The sequence below is a fragment of the Bradyrhizobium sp. LB13.1 genome, assembly GCF_054056815.1.
In genome coordinates this window covers 7055965-7071814 of sequence record NZ_JBSRYQ010000001.1, presented here as the reverse complement: position 1 = coordinate 7071814, position 15850 = coordinate 7055965, and the positions used below count along the sequence as shown (strand labels likewise).

Annotated in this window: 11 protein-coding genes and 6 pseudogenes; 9 read left to right on the top strand and 8 right to left on the bottom strand. The window is 63.8% G+C overall.

Annotated features, from left to right (window positions below):
- The first annotated feature begins 36 nt into the window (after nucleotides 1-36).
- Nucleotides 37-435 (top strand): gamma-glutamylcyclotransferase family protein, encoded by a 399-nt coding sequence (locus ACVWYI_RS34215; protein WP_456664285.1) that lies wholly within the window; start codon nucleotides 37-39, stop codon nucleotides 433-435.
- Here ACVWYI_RS34215 and ACVWYI_RS34210 read toward each other — a convergent pair.
- From ACVWYI_RS34210 to ACVWYI_RS34200, 3 genes and pseudogenes are all read right to left on the bottom strand, one after another.
- Nucleotides 432-996, bottom strand: a pseudogene (locus ACVWYI_RS34210) (chlorite dismutase family protein). The gene ACVWYI_RS34215 and the pseudogene ACVWYI_RS34210 sit on opposite strands and share 4 nt — an antisense overlap.
- Before the next feature lie 84 nt (nucleotides 997-1080).
- Nucleotides 1081-1302 carry a BrnA antitoxin family protein gene (locus ACVWYI_RS34205; RefSeq protein ID WP_456664613.1) on the bottom strand — a complete coding sequence of 74 codons (222 nt, stop codon included), beginning with the start codon at nucleotides 1300-1302 and terminating at the stop codon, nucleotides 1081-1083.
- Nucleotides 1303-1336: 34 nt separating this feature from the next.
- Nucleotides 1337-1663 (bottom strand): BrnT family toxin, encoded by a 327-nt coding sequence (locus ACVWYI_RS34200; RefSeq protein ID WP_247339340.1) that lies wholly within the window; start codon nucleotides 1661-1663, stop codon nucleotides 1337-1339.
- A gap of 332 nt (nucleotides 1664-1995) precedes the next feature.
- Between ACVWYI_RS34200 and dnaG the strand changes: the two genes are divergently transcribed.
- Nucleotides 1996-4038, top strand: coding sequence for a DNA primase (gene dnaG, locus ACVWYI_RS34195; protein ID WP_247339342.1), 2043 nt, complete (start codon nucleotides 1996-1998; stop codon nucleotides 4036-4038).
- Between the two features lie 378 nt (nucleotides 4039-4416).
- Nucleotides 4417-6568: pseudogene (rpoD, locus tag ACVWYI_RS34190) on the top strand (RNA polymerase sigma factor RpoD).
- A 107-nt stretch (nucleotides 6569-6675) separates the two neighbouring features.
- On the opposite strand, the gene ACVWYI_RS34185 reads toward rpoD, so the two are convergent.
- On the bottom strand, nucleotides 6676-6912 hold the full coding sequence (locus tag ACVWYI_RS34185; protein ID WP_007596614.1) for a hypothetical protein: 237 nt from the start codon (nucleotides 6910-6912) through the stop codon (nucleotides 6676-6678).
- A gap of 584 nt (nucleotides 6913-7496) precedes the next feature.
- On the opposite strand from ACVWYI_RS34185, the pseudogene ACVWYI_RS34180 reads away from it, so the two are divergent.
- Nucleotides 7497-8304, top strand: a pseudogene (locus ACVWYI_RS34180) (lytic murein transglycosylase).
- 63 nt (nucleotides 8305-8367) lie between these two features.
- Here the strand turns inward: ACVWYI_RS34180 and ACVWYI_RS34175 are convergent.
- Nucleotides 8368-9198 carry an SDR family NAD(P)-dependent oxidoreductase gene (locus tag ACVWYI_RS34175; protein ID WP_456664284.1) on the bottom strand — a complete coding sequence of 277 codons (831 nt, stop codon included), beginning with the start codon at nucleotides 9196-9198 and terminating at the stop codon, nucleotides 8368-8370.
- A 131-nt stretch (nucleotides 9199-9329) separates the two neighbouring features.
- Here ACVWYI_RS34175 and ACVWYI_RS34170 point away from each other — a divergent pair.
- The 4 genes and pseudogenes from ACVWYI_RS34170 to ACVWYI_RS34155 all read left to right on the top strand — a co-directional run bounded on the left by ACVWYI_RS34170 (nucleotide 9330) and on the right by ACVWYI_RS34155 (nucleotide 12830).
- Nucleotides 9330-9706: pseudogene (locus ACVWYI_RS34170) on the top strand (response regulator).
- 55 nt (nucleotides 9707-9761) lie between these two features.
- Nucleotides 9762-10373 carry a LysE family translocator gene (locus tag ACVWYI_RS34165; protein WP_456664283.1) on the top strand — a complete coding sequence of 204 codons (612 nt, stop codon included), beginning with the start codon at nucleotides 9762-9764 and terminating at the stop codon, nucleotides 10371-10373.
- A gap of 568 nt (nucleotides 10374-10941) precedes the next feature.
- A pseudogene (locus ACVWYI_RS34160) lies at nucleotides 10942-12154 on the top strand (GGDEF domain-containing protein).
- A 37-nt stretch (nucleotides 12155-12191) separates the two neighbouring features.
- A complete protein-coding gene (locus ACVWYI_RS34155; RefSeq protein ID WP_247339352.1) occupies nucleotides 12192-12830 on the top strand; it encodes a peptidoglycan recognition protein family protein in 639 nt (212 codons plus the stop codon).
- Nucleotides 12831-12834: 4 nt separating this feature from the next.
- Here ACVWYI_RS34155 and ACVWYI_RS34150 read toward each other — a convergent pair whose 3' ends face one another.
- From ACVWYI_RS34150 to ACVWYI_RS34140, 3 genes and pseudogenes are all read right to left on the bottom strand, one after another.
- Entirely contained in the window at nucleotides 12835-13128 is a 294-nt protein-coding gene (locus ACVWYI_RS34150; protein ID WP_456664282.1) for a hypothetical protein, read from the bottom strand.
- Between the two features lie 236 nt (nucleotides 13129-13364).
- Nucleotides 13365-14265: pseudogene (rpoH, locus tag ACVWYI_RS34145) on the bottom strand (RNA polymerase sigma factor RpoH).
- Between the two features lie 219 nt (nucleotides 14266-14484).
- Entirely contained in the window at nucleotides 14485-15492 is a 1008-nt protein-coding gene (locus ACVWYI_RS34140; RefSeq protein ID WP_456664281.1) for an RluA family pseudouridine synthase, read from the bottom strand.
- Between ACVWYI_RS34140 and ACVWYI_RS34135 the strand changes: the two genes are divergently transcribed.
- Complete coding sequence (locus ACVWYI_RS34135; RefSeq protein ID WP_354052551.1) at nucleotides 15491-15835, top strand: hypothetical protein; 345 nt, start codon at nucleotides 15491-15493, stop codon at nucleotides 15833-15835. The genes ACVWYI_RS34140 and ACVWYI_RS34135 overlap by 2 nt on opposite strands.
- Nucleotides 15836-15850 lie beyond the last annotated feature (15 nt).

The following is a 15850-nucleotide window of genomic DNA, read 5'->3' as shown; positions in this document are numbered from 1 at the left end:
GATTTGCACGCTGCTGATTGACGGTTATAGAAGGCCATGACCTCCGATCGTCTTTTCGTTTACGGCACGCTGATGCGCGGCTTCGACCATCCGATGGCGCGGCTGCTTGCGGGTCACGCCGATTTCCTGAGTGAAGCGACCTGCCGCGGCCGGCTCATCCTGGTGAAGCATTATCCTGGGCTGTTGCTGTCGGATGCGGCCTCGCACATCGTCCACGGCGAGCTTTTTCGCCTTCACGTGCCCGACGAGCTGTTGAGCGAGCTCGACATGTACGAGGCCTGCGGCGAGGGCTTTCCTGAGCCTACCGAATATCTGCGCAAGCTGGTCGAGGTGACAGGCGCGGACGGCGCGACTGCACCGGCCTGGACCTACATCTACAACTGGCCGGTCACCAATCTGCCGCGCATCGAGACCGGCCGCTTCCTTGGCCACTAAGCCGACAGCACTTCCTTCACCGCGCGCACGTCCACCTCGCGCTCGACATAGGTCCACTCCTCGGTTCGCCTGAGCATCGCCACCAGCTCCTCGAACAGCGAGGCGTGCGCGGGCGCGAATTCGAACCAGGTCAGGAAATCGAACGGCCCGCCGAGGTCGCGGCTATGATAGAGCTGGCGCGCAATCGCAGGCAGGAAAGCGCAGGCTGCTCGCGATGTGGTGCGATTTGTCTTCGAAGATCCTGCGGCGCTCTTCCTGGGTCAACTCCCACCAGGCCTGCGACTTGCGGATCGGGATCAGCGCCGCGCTGGTTGCTTCCAGGTGGCCGAGGCCGGCCTGCACGGACGTGAGCTGCTGCTGTTCGGCGCGCTCGGTGTAGCGCAGCGTGCTCGCGACGCCGACCAGCCGCCAGGCATTGCGCGAGGGCACCAGCGGCAACGAGATGGCCTCGCTATCGGTGACCGACAGCGCCGGCATGAAGGCGAGGGGCTCGCCCGTCACGGGCGAAATCGAGGTGATGCGCCATCCCCCGCTCTGGCCGCCTCGAAAGGTCCTGAACATGTCTCATGGAAGCGTGGAACCGGGTCGGGTTCAAGTGGCTCGTCATTATCTCTACGGGATTTATCTCTACGGGATTTGCCCGGATCAGGCCCGCTTCTTCGGCTTCGACTTCTGTTCCATGTAGGAGCGCAGCACCGCATTCATGCGCCGCTGATAGCCCTCGCCATCGCGCTTGAAGAAGTCGAGCACATCCTCGTCGACGCGGATGGAGATGGCCTTTTTTTTCGGCGGTATCACCAGCACGGCATCCGACCAATCGATGTCAATCGGCGCTGCGTCGGGATCATTGGCGACGGCCTTGGCGATGTCCTCGTCGGTCAGTGCGTCGACGCGGGCCCAGTCAGTCTTGCCCTTCCTTGGGTAGTCCCTTGAAACGGTTATAATATTTCTTTCGTTCGTCTTCGCGCGCGCGCCGGACCGAGATGAACCGGCAGACCGCCCCGCGGATCGCGCAGACTGCCGCGACTTCCCGCCCGGCGACGTAACCGAAGATTTGGTACCTGACTTCGTCATTGCGATCCGACCGGCGGATGAAGGTGTAGCCGTCGAGAATTCCGCGCGCGTCCTCGAAGTCGATTCCGTGAATCCGCAGGTTGGACGCGCGCTTCTTCGGATCCCATCCAAAGTCGCGAACGCCTGCGAACAGCAGCTGCAAGTCTTCCGTCATGGCAAATCATCCAAATGACACCGCATCTTGCCGCGCATGAGGTTTGCTATGACGTCTGAAGCCGTAGCCGCGACTTCATCGTTTTCTGTATATACAAACGTAATCGTCGGATGTCAACGATTTCGGATTCCACTGGAAAAGCCAAAATCTGTTTGCTCGTCGAGAGCAGTCTAGGGTTCCGGGTGGGCATTCCTTTGCGTGAGAGATTTTCTGCCCTGTGCATAGGTCGAATAACCTGCATAACCCGGAGAAACCTGACTTCTAGCCCTGTCGCACCTATATCCCTGATCCTTCACCCTGACTCATGCTGATTCGCGCTAGACCCAGAGCCCATGCGCTTCACGCCCCAATTCCTCGACGAGCTGCGTGCCCGGCTTTCGGTCTCCGAAGTCGTGGGCAAGCGCGTCAAGCTGAAGAAGGCGGGGCGGGAGTGGAAGGGGTTGTCGCCGTTCCAGCAGGAGAAGTCGCCGTCGTTTTTCGTCAACGACCAGAAGGGTTTTTACCACGACTTCTCCTCCGGCAAGCACGGCGACATCATCAGCTTCGTGATGGAGACCGACGGCCTGCCGTTTGCCGAGGCCGTGGAGCGGCTCGCCAACATGGCGGGCCTGCCGCTGCCGGCGGTGACGCCCGATGCTGCCAGGCACGAGCAGCGGCGGAAGTCGCTGCATGACGTGATGGATCTCGCGGCAAAGTTCTATGCCGAGACGCTGGCCTCACGTGTCGGCGCCAAGGGGCGCGGCTATCTCGCCGACCGTGCGATCTCGCCCGCGACGCAATTGCAGTTTCGGCTGGGCTATGCGTCACCCGATCGCTTTGCGCTGAAGGAGCATCTCGGCAAGCTCGGCGTCTCCGTCGACGACATGGTCGAGGCAGGCATGCTGGTGGCCGGTGAAGACATCCCGGTGCCCTATGACCGCTTCCGCGATCGCGTGATGTTTCCGATCACGGATCTGCGCGGCCGCGTCATCGCCTTCGGCGGGCGCGCGCTGGAGAAGGACATTCCGGCCAAATACCTGAACTCGCCGGAGACGCCGCTCTTCCACAAGGGCGACAATCTCTACAACCACCAGACGGCGCGCAAAGCCACCCATGACGGCAGCGCCCTGGTCGTGGTCGAAGGCTATGTCGACGTCATCGCCATGGTTACTGCGGGCTTTGCCGGCAGCGTGGCGCCGCTCGGCACCGCGCTCACGGAAAACCAGCTCGCGCTGCTCTGGAAAATGGCGGACGAGCCGATCCTCTGCTTCGACGGCGACCGCGCCGGCCAGAAGGCGGCTTATCGTGCGGCGGATCTTGCCTTGCCATTCCTCGCACCGGGCAAGAGCCTGCGGTTCGCGCTGCTGCCGGAAGGGCAGGACCCCGACGATCTCGTGCGCTCCGGCGGCCGCGGCGCCATCGAGGAGGTGATCGCGGCGGCGCGTCCGCTCGCCGAGATGATCTGGTCGCGCGAGCTCGAAGGCGGCAATTTCGCAACGCCCGAGCGCCGCGCCGCGCTGGAAGCGCGCATCAAGGATCTCTCCAACGGCATCCGCGACGAGGTGGTGCGACGCTATTATCGGCAGGATCTTGCCGAGCGGCTCCAGCGCGCCTTTGCCCCCGACGGCGGACGCGGCGGCTTTGGCGGCCGTGGCAATTTCCGCCCCGGCCCCGGCGGTCGCCAGTTCCAGCCCCGCGGTGGCGGAAGCGCGAATCGATTCGGCGGCCAGGGATTTGGTGGCCAAGGACTTGGCGGCCAAGGATTTGGTGGAGGCCGCCGAGGCCCGCCCGGTCCCATCCAGCTGCCCTCCGGGCCCTACCAGGCGGCGAGCGCCCAGCTGGCGGCAAGCCCGATCATGCGCAGCCAGCGCAGCGCCATCTCGCGCCGGGAAGCCCTGATCCTGCAGAGCCTGATCAACCACCCCTGGCTGCTGCACGACCATCTCGAAGAGGTCGCGGCCCTGGAATTCGCCCATCCCGAGGCCCATAAGCTCAGGGCCGGCATCATCGCCGCCTTTGCCAACGACCATCACCACTCGCCGGACCCCGGCGAGCAGGCCGAAAAGATGCGCGGCGACCTCGAGAAGGGCGGATTTTCGCAGGTTATTCAAAAGGTTGATGGCAGCATCACGACCGCGGCGGTGTGGGGCGCCCGCGAGGGCGCCGCACGGGACGACGTTCTCTCCACCTGGCATCAGCTGGTTGCCTTGCATCGGCAGTGGCATTCACTACTTAGAGAGCTGAAAGACGCCGAGCTGGCCTTGGGAGAGGATTCCAGCGAGGCCAGTATGGCGTGGCTGCGTGACGTCAAGGCTCGGATAGGCGAAGTCGACGGCACCGAAGCCCTGATCGAGGGTTTTGGCGAGCTGTCGGGCCGGTTCCAGAAGAGCGTGTGATGAAAGAATCATGCGGACGGCCGCGGCCGGGACCGCTAAAAGACTCGCCAAATCCGAGGTTTGGCGGCAAAAACAGGGTTAATCGAGGCTTAACGGTCTTGTAGCACTTTGGCCACCAGGCGGCCGCAGGCAGAACAGACGCGTCAGGAATGAATCCGCGCAATTGCTGTTGGCACTACACCTGCATCCGCTGCGACAAAGAGGCTCTACGAAGCGTTAGGCAAATCCGGCGAGAGATAAGGTCGGGGGTGGCGAAAAGAGGTTCGCGCCGCCCTTTCCGTGTCGAGATCTGACGAAGCGAGAGCAGCGAGCAACAGGTTCAAGTGATTTCACGCGGGCGCGGCGAACGTCTGTGTGAAACGCGTTTAGGAGCAATGGATGGCCACCAAGGCAAAGACGCTGCAGGCGAAGGACAAGGAAAAAGACGACAAGGCAGCGGACGCGCCGGAGAAGGACTCCCAGGACGCGCCCTCGCCGTTGCTCGATCTGTCCGACGCGGCCGTGAAGAAGATGATCAAGCAGGCCAAGAAGCGCGGCTTCGTGACTTTCGATCAGCTCAACGAAGTTTTGCCGTCCGACCAGACCTCGCCCGAGCAGATCGAGGACATCATGTCGATGCTCTCGGACATGGGCATCAATGTCACCGAAGCCGACGATAGCGAAGGCGAGGAGGACAAGGACGAGGGCGGCGAGGACGAGACCGACAACGAGCTCGTCGAAGTCACCCAGAAGGCCGTCACCGAGGTCAAGAAGAGCGAGCCGGGCGAGCGCACCGACGATCCCGTGCGCATGTATCTGCGCGAGATGGGCACCGTCGAGCTGCTCTCGCGCGAAGGCGAAATCGCGATTGCGAAGCGCATCGAGGCTGGCCGCGAGGCGATGATCGCAGGCCTCTGCGAAAGCCCGCTGACCTTCCAGGCCATCATCATCTGGCGCGACGAGCTCAACGAAGGAAAGATTTTCCTTCGTGACATCATCGATCTCGAAGCGACCTATGCCGGGCCCGAAGCCAAGGCCGGCATGAACACTGCGATGATCGCCGGTCCCAGCGGCGAGACCGGTGAAGCTTCGGCCGAAGGCGGCCAGGTCACTGGCGCCGCGCCCGCGCATGTCGCCCCGCCCGCCGCACCGCCGTCGCCGACCCCGTTCCGCGCCGCGCCTGCGCCCGGCAATGCCGGCGAAGCCGCGAAGGATCCTGCGGAGTCCGCCGCCGAAGCCGATATGGACGAGGACGACGAGTTCGAGAACCAGATGTCGCTTGCGGCGATCGAGGCCGAGCTCAAGCCGAAGGTCGTCGAGATCTTCGACAAGATCGCCGATAGCTACAAGAAGCTGCGCAAGCTTCAGGAACAGGACATCCAGAACCAGCTCGAGAGCACCTCGCACGGGCCCTCGCTGTCACCGCACCAGGAGCGCAAATACCGCAAGCTCAAAGACGAGATCATCGTCGAGGTGAAGTCGCTGCGCCTGAACCAGGCGCGTATCGACAGTCTGGTCGAGCAGCTCTACGACATCAACAAGCGCCTCGTCTCGCATGAGGGTCGCCTGATGCGCCTTGCCGACAGCCACGGCGTCGGGCGCGAAGACTTCCTGCGCAACTACACCGGCTCGGAGCTCGATCCGCGCTGGCTCAATCGTGTCTCGAAGCTGTCGGCCAAGGGCTGGAAGAATTTCGTCCATCACGAGAAGGACCGGATCAAGGACCTCCGCCACGAGGTGCATCAGCTCGCGGCGCTGACCGGCCTCGAGATCATCGAGTTCCGCAAGATCGTGCACTCGGTGCAGAAGGGCGAGCGCGAAGCACGCCAGGCCAAGAAGGAGATGGTGGAAGCCAACCTCCGTCTCGTGATCTCGATCGCCAAGAAGTACACCAACCGCGGCCTGCAGTTCCTCGACCTGATTCAGGAAGGCAACATCGGCCTGATGAAGGCCGTCGACAAGTTCGAGTACCGCCGCGGCTACAAGTTCTCGACCTACGCGACGTGGTGGATCCGGCAGGCGATCACCCGCTCGATCGCCGACCAGGCGCGCACCATCCGCATTCCCGTGCACATGATCGAGACGATCAACAAGATCGTGCGCACCTCGCGCCAGAGTGCTCAACGAGATCGGCCGCGAGCCGACCCCGGAAGAGCTGGCCGAGAAGCTCGGCATGCCCTTGGAGAAGGTCCGCAAGGTCCTCAAGATCGCCAAGGAGCCGCTCTCGCTCGAAACCCCCGTCGGTGACGAAGAGGATTCACACCTCGGCGATTTCATCGAGGACAAGAACGCGATCCTCCCGATCGATGCCGCGATCCAGTCGAACCTGCGCGAGACCACCACGCGCGTGCTCGCCTCGCTCACCCCGCGCGAAGAACGCGTGCTGCGCATGCGCTTCGGCATCGGCATGAACACCGACCACACGCTGGAAGAAGTCGGCCAGCAGTTCTCGGTGACCCGCGAACGTATTCGTCAGATCGAAGCGAAGGCGCTGCGCAAGCTGAAGCATCCGAGCAGGTCAAGGAAGCTGCGGAGCTTTTTGGATAACTAGTTCAGGCGTGCCTGGACTCGATCCGGGCATCCATCCAAACGAAAACGGCGGGCTGAGGCCCGCCATTTTTGTTTGTGCCGATGCTCTAGGTGTCGCGCGAGCGGAGCCTATTTCTTCTTCGCCCCGACCCGCTCGAGGTTCTTGATCTCCAGCGCCGGGCGGCCGGATTTTTCGGCGATCTCGCGGTCCTGCTCCATGATGAAGGCGCGTGCGGGCTCGTCGCCGTCGAGGCCGCCCAGCAATTCGGCGGGCACGCGCCGGTTGGAGCGTTGAGAGCCGTCTTCATAGAAGACGTTGAAAAAGGCGAATTCGCCTTTGGGATTGGTTCCAGGTTTTTTGGCCATGGCGGCTTGTCGTCGATCAGGACGCCGCAGTCAAATGGTGAATTGCCCGTATTCACGCGGAGCGGGGTGCCGCGCACGGATGAATTCGTTTTGCCGGCGGGGCGCCGGGCGCCCTCTTGCCGTCTGCCGAGACCCTTCCTCAATAAACGGCGGGCCGCTAAGCCCGCCGTTTATTTTTGGTCTTCAGTGTCGCCCGGGGCTGGCGGGGCGACAACCTAGAATAGAAGGTTATAGGCTGCGCCATGCGATGGCAAGGCAAATCAGGGCGGCGTCGATGTCGCAGCCGGCGGATCAGACATGCGTCGGATTTCGACGTTCATGAGTTCCCAAACGAACTGCTTCGATGAGCAAATGAGTTTGTTCATCTATGCGCTGCCGCAACGCAGCTAGCGTTGTGTGCACTATGTAGAAAGCGCGTTGGCCTGCGCGTCTTCCCGTCGATGCGCAGACGTGGCGAGCGCATTTCATTTGTCGCAGCCAAGATGCGATCGGGTTCTGGCGAGGTTTGCCGCTTTGACGCGAATCCGGTTCCCGGGCATGATCGCGTGCCGCTTTCGCGTTCATTCTTCAAAGGATTTTCCGGTATGTCGAGACCCGCTTTGGCCATCGCCTTCATTGCCTGTCTGGCCAGCGGATCGGCCCAGGCCGCGCGCTGCGGCGGCGACTTCAACAGCTTTGTCGCCAGCATGACCGCGGAAGCGCAAGGCGCCGGCGTCTCGGCGGGGCGTGACCAGCGCGGCGCTCAGCGGGGTGGCCCAGGATGGCGCGGTGCTCGCCTTCGACCGGCGCCAGCGCTACACCTTCAACAAGAGTTTCGAGCAGTATGTCTCGACCCGGGTCGGCCCCGGCCGCATCAATGGCGGCAAGGCGATGTTGCAGCGCCATGCCGCGCTGCTCTCGCGCATCGAGCAGCAATTCGGCGTGCCCCGCTATATCCTGGTCGCGATCTGGGGCTTGGAAAGCGATTTCGGCAAGGGCGACATCGGCAAGCTGCCCGTGATCCGCACGCTGGCGACGCTCGCGCATGACTGCCGCCGCACGGATCTGTTTCAGGGCGAGCTGCTTGCGGCGCTGAAGATCGTGCAGCGCGGCGACCTGCCGCTGCGCGACCTGATCGGCGCCTATGCCGGCGAGATCGGCCAGACCCAATTCCTGCCGTCCTCCTACATCAAATACGGCGTCGATTTCGACGGCGACGGCCACGTCGATCTCCGCCACAGCGTCCCCGACGTGCTCGCGTCGACCGCGAACCTGCTCCACACCAGCGGCTTCAAGATGGGCCAGCCCTACGGCGAAGGCACCGCAAATTTCGAGGTGATGCGCGAATGGAACAGGGCGGTGATCTATCGCAAGACGATCGGGTATTTTGCCGATCGGCTCGCGGGGCAGTGAGGGGCGTGATGTCTCTCCGCCTTCGCCGGGACGACGTTGAAAGCGAGGCGGCGGACCACGCGGCTAGCTCCCCTTCGCCATCTTCTCCAGCTTGCGCTGCAACGGCGCCCAGTACGTCCCCGGACGGAAGCGCTGCAACAGATCCATGAAGCGGGCGTCGTTGCCGATCAGGATACGCGGCTCGTTTCTCTCGATGCCCTTGATGATGCGCAGCGCGGCGTCCGTCGGCGTGGTCTTTGCCGCGTTCTCGAACCGCTCGATCGATTGCGACCGACGCGCGTTGTCGGTGACGCCGACCCCGGTGCGCGAATTGCGCGCGATGGCGGTGGCGACGCCGCCGGGGTGCACGACCGACAACCTCACAGGGCTTCCCGCCATCGCAAGCTCGTGCCGCACGCTCTCGGAAAAGCCGCGCACCGCGAATTTAGCCGCGGCATAAGCCGACTGTCCCGGCGGCGCGATGATGCCGAAGATCGAGGACAGGTTGACGATGTGGGCCTCGCCCATCGTCTTCAGATGCGGCAGGAAGGCGCGCGTGCCATGCACCACGCCCCAGAAATTGATGTCGAACAGCCAGTCCATCTGCGCCTGGTCGATCTCCTCGAACGAGCCCATCAGCGCCACGCCGGCATTGTTGACGACGATGCCGAGCGCGGGATGCGTTGTTGTCGCCTCGCTCGCGAACCGCGCGATGTCGTCGGGCTCGCCGACTTCGACGCGGTGCAGGCTGACCTTGCATGCGGCTCCGATCTCGGCCGCGAGCGTCTTCAGCCCGGCCTCGTCGCGATCGGCGAGCGCGAGATCGCAGCCGCGCCGTGCAAGCTCGATCGCCAGAGCGCGGCCGATGCCGCTGGCCGCTCCCGTGATGGCGGCGGCGCCGCGAATCGCAGTCATGAATCCCCAATCAAGCCCCTCGTGCGGAACTATGATTTACATTTTTTCATAATGGAACTGAACCGCATGGCTGTTCCCACCTTAACCTACGTTACTTGATAGAGACAGACAGGCAGCATTGGGAGCCGCCAATGGGACAAGCAAAGCCATTTCGAGCAACCGCACTGATTGTGGAAGACGACCTCATGCAGAGGGAGATGCTCAGTCTTCTTCTCGAAGAAAGCGGCTACGACGTCATTCAATGCGAGAGCGCCGAAGCAGCCGAGCTTGTGCTCGACGAGAGCGCCGGCGCGCTCTGCTTGATGATGACGGACGTCCAGCTTGCCGGCCGCATGAACGGGGTCGAGCTCGCGCACGTCGCCAAGGACCGAAATCCGAAGCTCGACATCGTCGTCACCTCCGGCCGCCCCTTGATGCAGCCCTTGCCGAACGGCGCCTAAAGTTCTGGGCCAAGCCATGGGCGCCGCTCGACGTGCTCCGCGAGGCCGAGCTCGCGCAGCTGTCCTGACGGCGATCCCGCGGGCCGGCTTTCTTGCCCCGAGATGCGGTGATAGGGTCTGTGCATGACCTTGTCTTTCCTGCTGACCTCGCTGATCGTGGTCGCCTCGCCCGGCACCGGCGTGCTCTACACGCTGGCCGCCGCGCTGACACGCGGCTCGCGCGCGAGCATCGCGGCCGCCTTCGGTTGCACACTCGGAATCGTGCCGCACATGATTGCCGCGATGCTGGGGCTCGCCGCCGTGCTCCACACCAGCGCGCTCGCCTTCGCCGCGCTGAAATGGTGCGGCGTCGCCTATCTGCTCTACATGTCCTGGCAGGCGCTACGCGAGACCGGCGCGCTGGCGGTCGACGGCGAAATTCGCGAGCGTTCGGCTGGCCGTGTGATCGTGACCGGCTTCCTGATCAACATCCTCAATCCAAAGCTGTCGATCTTTTTCCTCGCCTTCCTGCCGCAGTTCATCGCCGCGGACGAGGGCCATGTGCTGGCGCAGATGCTGGAATTGAGCGGCGCCTTCATGGCGATGACGTTTGCCGTGTTCGTGGTCTACGGCCTCTGCGCAGCCTCGGTGCGCGAGCGCGTCATCTCCCGTCCGCGCGTCATGGCCTGGCTGCGGCGGAGTTTTGCCGCCGGCTTCGCCGCACTTGGCGCCAAGCTCGCGTTCGCCGAGCGGTAGTTTTCTTCACTCCATAAAAAAGCGGGCCTCGCGCCCGCCGCCTTCAATCTCTCGCCCCTGCCGAAGCCCGGGCGGAGCGAACTCCACCCGGGCAAAAAATAAGAAGCCTCGTTACTTCTTCTTCGCTGCCTTCTTGGCCTTCTTCTTTGTCGCCTTCTTCGCCTTCTTCGCTTTCTTAGCCATAGGATCCTCTTCAGGGTTAATGGTGAAACGCGACACGAGGGATGCTCGGCGGAGGGCCAGCCTCGCAACATCCTCGACCACAAGCTCAGCAGATTCGCGCCCATATGCCCCGCGCTGTCACATCCGTGTCATCGCGTTATCCACAGCTCAGATGCATTTCCGGCGCTTTTGGTTCTTGAATCCGCATCGCGGCCGACATGCCTAACGATCCGACAACCGCGCCGGCCGTTCATGAATCCAAAACCAAAGGCATGCTTTTAAAGTTCGCAGTGAGACTCCGTTAAGCGCGACGGCCGCATTGTTGCCCGCAAGAAAACGGGGACGGGGTCATGGACGGACGGCTGCCAGGGACGGAGGGCACGACACTGCGCGTGCGGCACGCGCCATGCTGAACGTGCCGACACTCTGGACGGTGTTCGTCGTCAACTTTCTGGCGCTCGGCCTGATCTGGGCCTATGTGACGCGCTCTTATCCGAAATTCGCAGCCGCGCGGTTCTGGATGGCATCGTCCTTCATCGGTGCGACCGGCGCGATGACGGCCCTGATCCGCCTGTTCATCGCATCTCCGCTGCCGCTTCTGCTTGGCGCGGCCGGCGTCATCGCGGCGAGCTGCCTTGCCGCCATGGGCATCCAACGCTTCTATCACCGGCCGGTCTCGTGGCGCATGATGACGGCGGCGGGAGCGCTGAGCCTCGCCGGCGTCGTGTTCTTCATGGTCGGCTTCGAGCACATGCCGCTGCGCATGCTCTGCTACACGCTCGGTCAGGGCCTGCCGCTGGTGCTGTCGCTGCGTCTGTTGCTGGCGCCGCCGGAAGGCCGCGTCAGCCCGGGCGCCCGGTTGTCCGGCATCGTCATCCTCGTCATTATCGCGATCCTCGCGGTCCGCACGGCGGGCAATCTGCTCGGCGGCGATTTCTCGGCGAGCGCCGGCGGCCAGGCTCATGCGGTCATGGTGCTGGGGCTGCTGTTCCTGTCGATGACGCTCAATTTCGGCTTCCTGCTGATGGCGATGGACCGCCTGCGCAACGAGGTGGCCGACCTCGCGCTGCTCGACGATCTCACCGGTGTCGCCAACCGGCGGGCATCTGTTGCAGCGGCTGGGTGAAGAATGCGCCCGCTCGGAGCGCAGCAGCGAGCCGTTCTCGCTGCTGGTGATCGATCTCGACGGCTTCAAGACCATCAACGACACCCATGGCCATGCCGCGGGCGATGCCTGCCTGCAGCACTTCACCCTGATGGCGCAAACGCGGCTGCGGCCGGGCGACATGCTCGCCCGCACCGGCGGCGACGAATTCTGCGTCGTGCTGCCGTCGTCGTCCTTGCGCGAGGCGGCCGCGATCGCCCGCCGCGTGCTCGAGGTCTGTCGTCAGGATGCCGTCAGCTGCACCGGGGGCGACATTCCGATCGCGATCTCGATCGGGCTGGCGCAGTGGGATCGCGGCATCGGCCAATTTCCGGACCGCCTGATCGCGCATGCCGACCACGCGCTCTATGCGGCCAAGAAGAACGGCAAAAACGACTTTGCCGTCTACGAGCCGGCGCCGCCGCTCCTGCCTGAGCCGATCGGTCCAGGCGAGGCCTTGCGCAAATTCGCGTAAGGGCGTGCTAATGTCTGGTCCGCATTGGACCCGCACGATGATCTCCCGCCTGCTCGCGGCCGTATTCGCCGCTCTCATTCTGATCGCGCCCGCAGACGCAACCGACGCCGAGCTGGCCAAACTCGCGCGCGCCTCCGGCACGCCCGACATTCCCGGCCTGAAAATCGTGTGGCTGGCGCCATGGGGCGATGTCGGTAACGCAAGACCATGGCGCAACATCATCGTGCACCAGACCGAGGGGCCGGCGGGCTCGGCCCGCGGGGGCGCCGAGGCGCAATCGAAGAATCCCACGCGTCGCGGCGTCACATTGTGGGTCGAAACCGACGGCACGGTCTATTGGGCGGTGGCGGAGAATCTGGTGCCGACCCATGGCGACGGCGCCAACCGCAACGACAACAAATACATCGACAACAAGCCGACCTATCGCCAGGTGGTGCGCGACAATTCGATCGGCGTCGAGTTCGCCGGCAACTATCCCGACGTCACGACCGGCCCGACCGCGGCGCAGGTCGCGGCGTGGAAGATCCTCGTCCAAATCCTGCGCGCGCGCTACGGCATCCCGCTCGACCACGTCTATGCGCACAACTGGATCGACTACAAGGACGCGCGCTATTGCGAAGGCTGCTGGCTCGCGACGCTGGCGAGGACTTGGGGGAAAGAATTTAGGGGCGAGTGACGAGCTACACCGGCTCCGACATCCATCCAAAGAGCCGCCGCATCAATCCCGGCCGCCGCGGCAATTCCGGCGGTTCATCCGCCGCCAGCACGCGGTTGATGAAGTAATCCAGGAACACCATGTCGTTCGGCTCGGTGACGGTGAATTCTTCCTCGCCGAAGAAGACGCTATAATTGAAGAAGAACGGGCCCATGATCGGGATCGTCGCGGTCGAGGCGTAGTCCTTCGAGATCACGAACTCCGACGGCTCGAGGCCGTGGTCGCGCATCGCCTGCTCGACCAGCGGCAACTTGCGCATGAACTGGGCCGGAAAACCCGCCCACGGTAGATTGCAAAATGATCGACACAGTGCGTGTCCGTTCTCTTGATGCTGTCAGTCCGATGTTTTTGGTCGGCCGGCCGGCAGTGCGGGTTCAAGGTGCCTGGCCCGCGTCTCCAAGAACATGCTGCACCTCACACACAAAAAAGCCGGCGTTGCCGCCGGCTTTCTGTCTCTTGTCGATCCGCCAATCTCTGGCGCCAGAGCAACCTCGCTTAGAGCGCCGCTTCCAGCGCAGCCTGCTCGGCCTTGGCGATCGTGCCCTTGACCGCGGCCTGCACCTTTTCAAAAGCGCGGACCTCGATTTGGCGGACGCGCTCGCGCGACACGCCGAACTCGGCGGCAAGGTCTTCCAGCGTCATCGGTTCATCGGCGAGGCGGCGGGCCTCGAAGATGCGGCGTTCGCGCGGGTTGAGCACGCCCATGGCGCCATTGAGGGCGTCACGGCGGTGATCATATTCCTCGTGCTCGGCCAGCATGGCTTCCTGGTTTGGGCGAATTGTCGACCAGCCAGTCCTGCCATTCTCCGGCTTCGCCGTCGTCGCGGATCGGAGCGTTGAGCGACGCGTCGCCACCGAGGCGGCGGTTCATGTCGACCACGTCCTGAGCCGTGACGCCGAGACGCTTGGCAATGATCGCCACCTGGTCCGGGCGCAGATCGCCTTCGTCCAGCGCCGAAATCTTGCTCTTCGCCTTGCGCAGGTTGAAGAACAGCTTCTTCTGGTTCGCGGTAGTGCCCATCTTCACGAGCGACCAGGAACGCAGGATGTACTCTTGTATCGACGCCTTGATCCACCACATGGCGTAGGTGGCGAGACGGAAGCCCTTCTCGGGCTCGAACCGCTTCACCGCCTGCATCAGGCCGACATTGCCTTCCGAGACGACCTCGGAGATCGGCAAGCCGTAGCCGCGATAGCCCATGGCGATCTTGGCCACGAGCCGGAGATGGCTGGTCACGAGTTGGTGCGCGGCGTCGCGATCGTCGTGCTCGCGCCAGCGCTTAGCGAGCATGTATTCCTGCTGAGGTTCCAGCATCGGGAACTTGCGGATTTCGCCGAGGTAACGGGAAAGGCCGGATTCTCCATTAAGGACCGGCAGTGCAGCGGTACGGGCCATAGTTAAGCCCTCCAAAGGTTCAGGCCCCCGATAGCGGCGGGCCAGGCAGACGACCGCTTTGTTAAAGCCGGTCGTAGCTGCGATGTTCCGCGTTGGTCATTTCCAACGCAGACGCAATATACCCCATCGGGGGGCAAAAAGGGAAGGATTGCTGACGTCACGTCCCCGTGTGGCAGCTATAACTTTTTGTAAGGTAAGGGTTTTCTGAAACTGCCTGCGTCATAGCGCCGCTTTCAAAGCCCCCTGGAGGAGAAGCAAATCCTCCGGCAGCGGCGTCTCCCAGTGGAGTAATTCTCCAGTCCTCGGGTGCTCCAATACCAGCAAATAAGCGTGCAGGGCTTGCCGTCCGAGGGCGGCCAGCGCTGCTTGCGACTCGGGGCCGAGCTGGTTCGCCTTGGTCTTGAAGTGTGGGCCGTAGACGCCGTCGCCCAGCAGGGGATGGCCGATGTGGGCGAGGTGGACGCGGATCTGGTGGGTGCGCCCGGTCTCGAGCTCGCAGGCGAGCAGGCCCGCGATCGGCTTGCGGTCCCGCCCGGCAAAGCTTTCCAGAAGCTCCCAATGCGTCACGGCCTCGCGGCCGCCCTGGCGCACCGCCATCTTCTCGCGTGCATGAGGGTGGCGGTCGATCGGCGCATCAACGGTGCCGCGATGGCGGCCGGGCAGCCCCCACGCGAACGCCATGTAGCCGCGCCGCATCGGCCCGGTGCGGCCGTGATCGGCGAATTGCGCGGTGAGCGAGGCATGCGCGAGGTCGTTCTTGGCGACCACCATCAGCCCCGTGGTGTCCTTATCCAGCCGGTGCACGATGCCGGGACGGCGCACGCCACCGATGCCCGACAGCGAGCCTCCGCAATGGGCGATCAGCGCGTTCACCAGAGTGCCGGTCTCGTGGCCCGCCGCGGGGTGCACCACCAGCCCCCTGGGCTTGTTGAGGACGACGATGTCATCGTCCTCAAACACGATGTCGAGGGCGATATCCTCGCCTTTCGGCTCCGGCGGGACTGCTTCCGGCACGTCGATTGTGATCGTATCGCCGGATGCGACGTGATAAGCGGGGTCGCGGATCGCGGCGTCCTTGAGGCTCACCGCGCCCGCCAGGATCAGGGCTTTCAGTCTCGATCGCGACAGGTCGGCGAGGTGCGCCGCCAGCACGCGGTCGAGCCGGGTCGAGTCCTCGTCGCCGGTGACGACAACCTCCAACCTTTGCGCAGAGCCTGAATTTTCCATGACGACGTCTGATACCGCTGTTCCCGAACCGAGCCCCGAGCAGGCCGCGATTTTCGCGCGGGTGCGGCGGATGATGCTGATCGCGGGGTTGACCACGGCGCTGGCAATCTGCGCCGTGCTGATCGCGGTGGGCTACCGCCTTTTCAAGTCGGAGGGAAGGGCACCCGAGCCGGCAGGTGACGTCATTGCCACCCTGCCGAAGGGATCCAAAATCGTCTCGACCGGGATCGCCGGCGACCGGCTCGTGGTCACGCTCGACATCGGCGGGGTCACCGAGATCCGCACCTTCGACGCCCACACCTTGAAGCCGGCCGGAAAGCTGAAATTCGCCAATGAGCCGTGAGGCCGGGGCTCGGAA

Coding starts and splice junctions, on each gene's coding strand:
- ACVWYI_RS34215 (WP_456664285.1), top strand. CDS start 37: ATGACCTCCGATCGTCTTTTCGTTTACGGCACGCTGATGCGCGGCTTC.
- ACVWYI_RS34200 (WP_247339340.1), bottom strand. CDS start 1,663: ATGACGGAAGACTTGCAGCTGCTGTTCGCAGGCGTTCGCGACTTTGGA.
- dnaG (WP_247339342.1), top strand. CDS start 1,996: ATGCGCTTCACGCCCCAATTCCTCGACGAGCTGCGTGCCCGGCTTTCG.
- ACVWYI_RS34185 (WP_007596614.1), bottom strand. CDS start 6,912: ATGGCCAAAAAACCTGGAACCAATCCCAAAGGCGAATTCGCCTTTTTC.
- ACVWYI_RS34175 (WP_456664284.1), bottom strand. CDS start 9,198: ATGACTGCGATTCGCGGCGCCGCCGCCATCACGGGAGCGGCCAGCGGC.
- ACVWYI_RS34165 (WP_456664283.1), top strand. CDS start 9,762: ATGACCTTGTCTTTCCTGCTGACCTCGCTGATCGTGGTCGCCTCGCCC.
- ACVWYI_RS34155 (WP_247339352.1), top strand. CDS start 12,192: ATGATCTCCCGCCTGCTCGCGGCCGTATTCGCCGCTCTCATTCTGATC.
- ACVWYI_RS34150 (WP_456664282.1), bottom strand. CDS start 13,128: ATGCGCAAGTTGCCGCTGGTCGAGCAGGCGATGCGCGACCACGGCCTC.
- ACVWYI_RS34135 (WP_354052551.1), top strand. CDS start 15,491: ATGACGACGTCTGATACCGCTGTTCCCGAACCGAGCCCCGAGCAGGCC.
- ACVWYI_RS34140 (WP_456664281.1), bottom strand. CDS start 15,492: ATGGAAAATTCAGGCTCTGCGCAAAGGTTGGAGGTTGTCGTCACCGGC.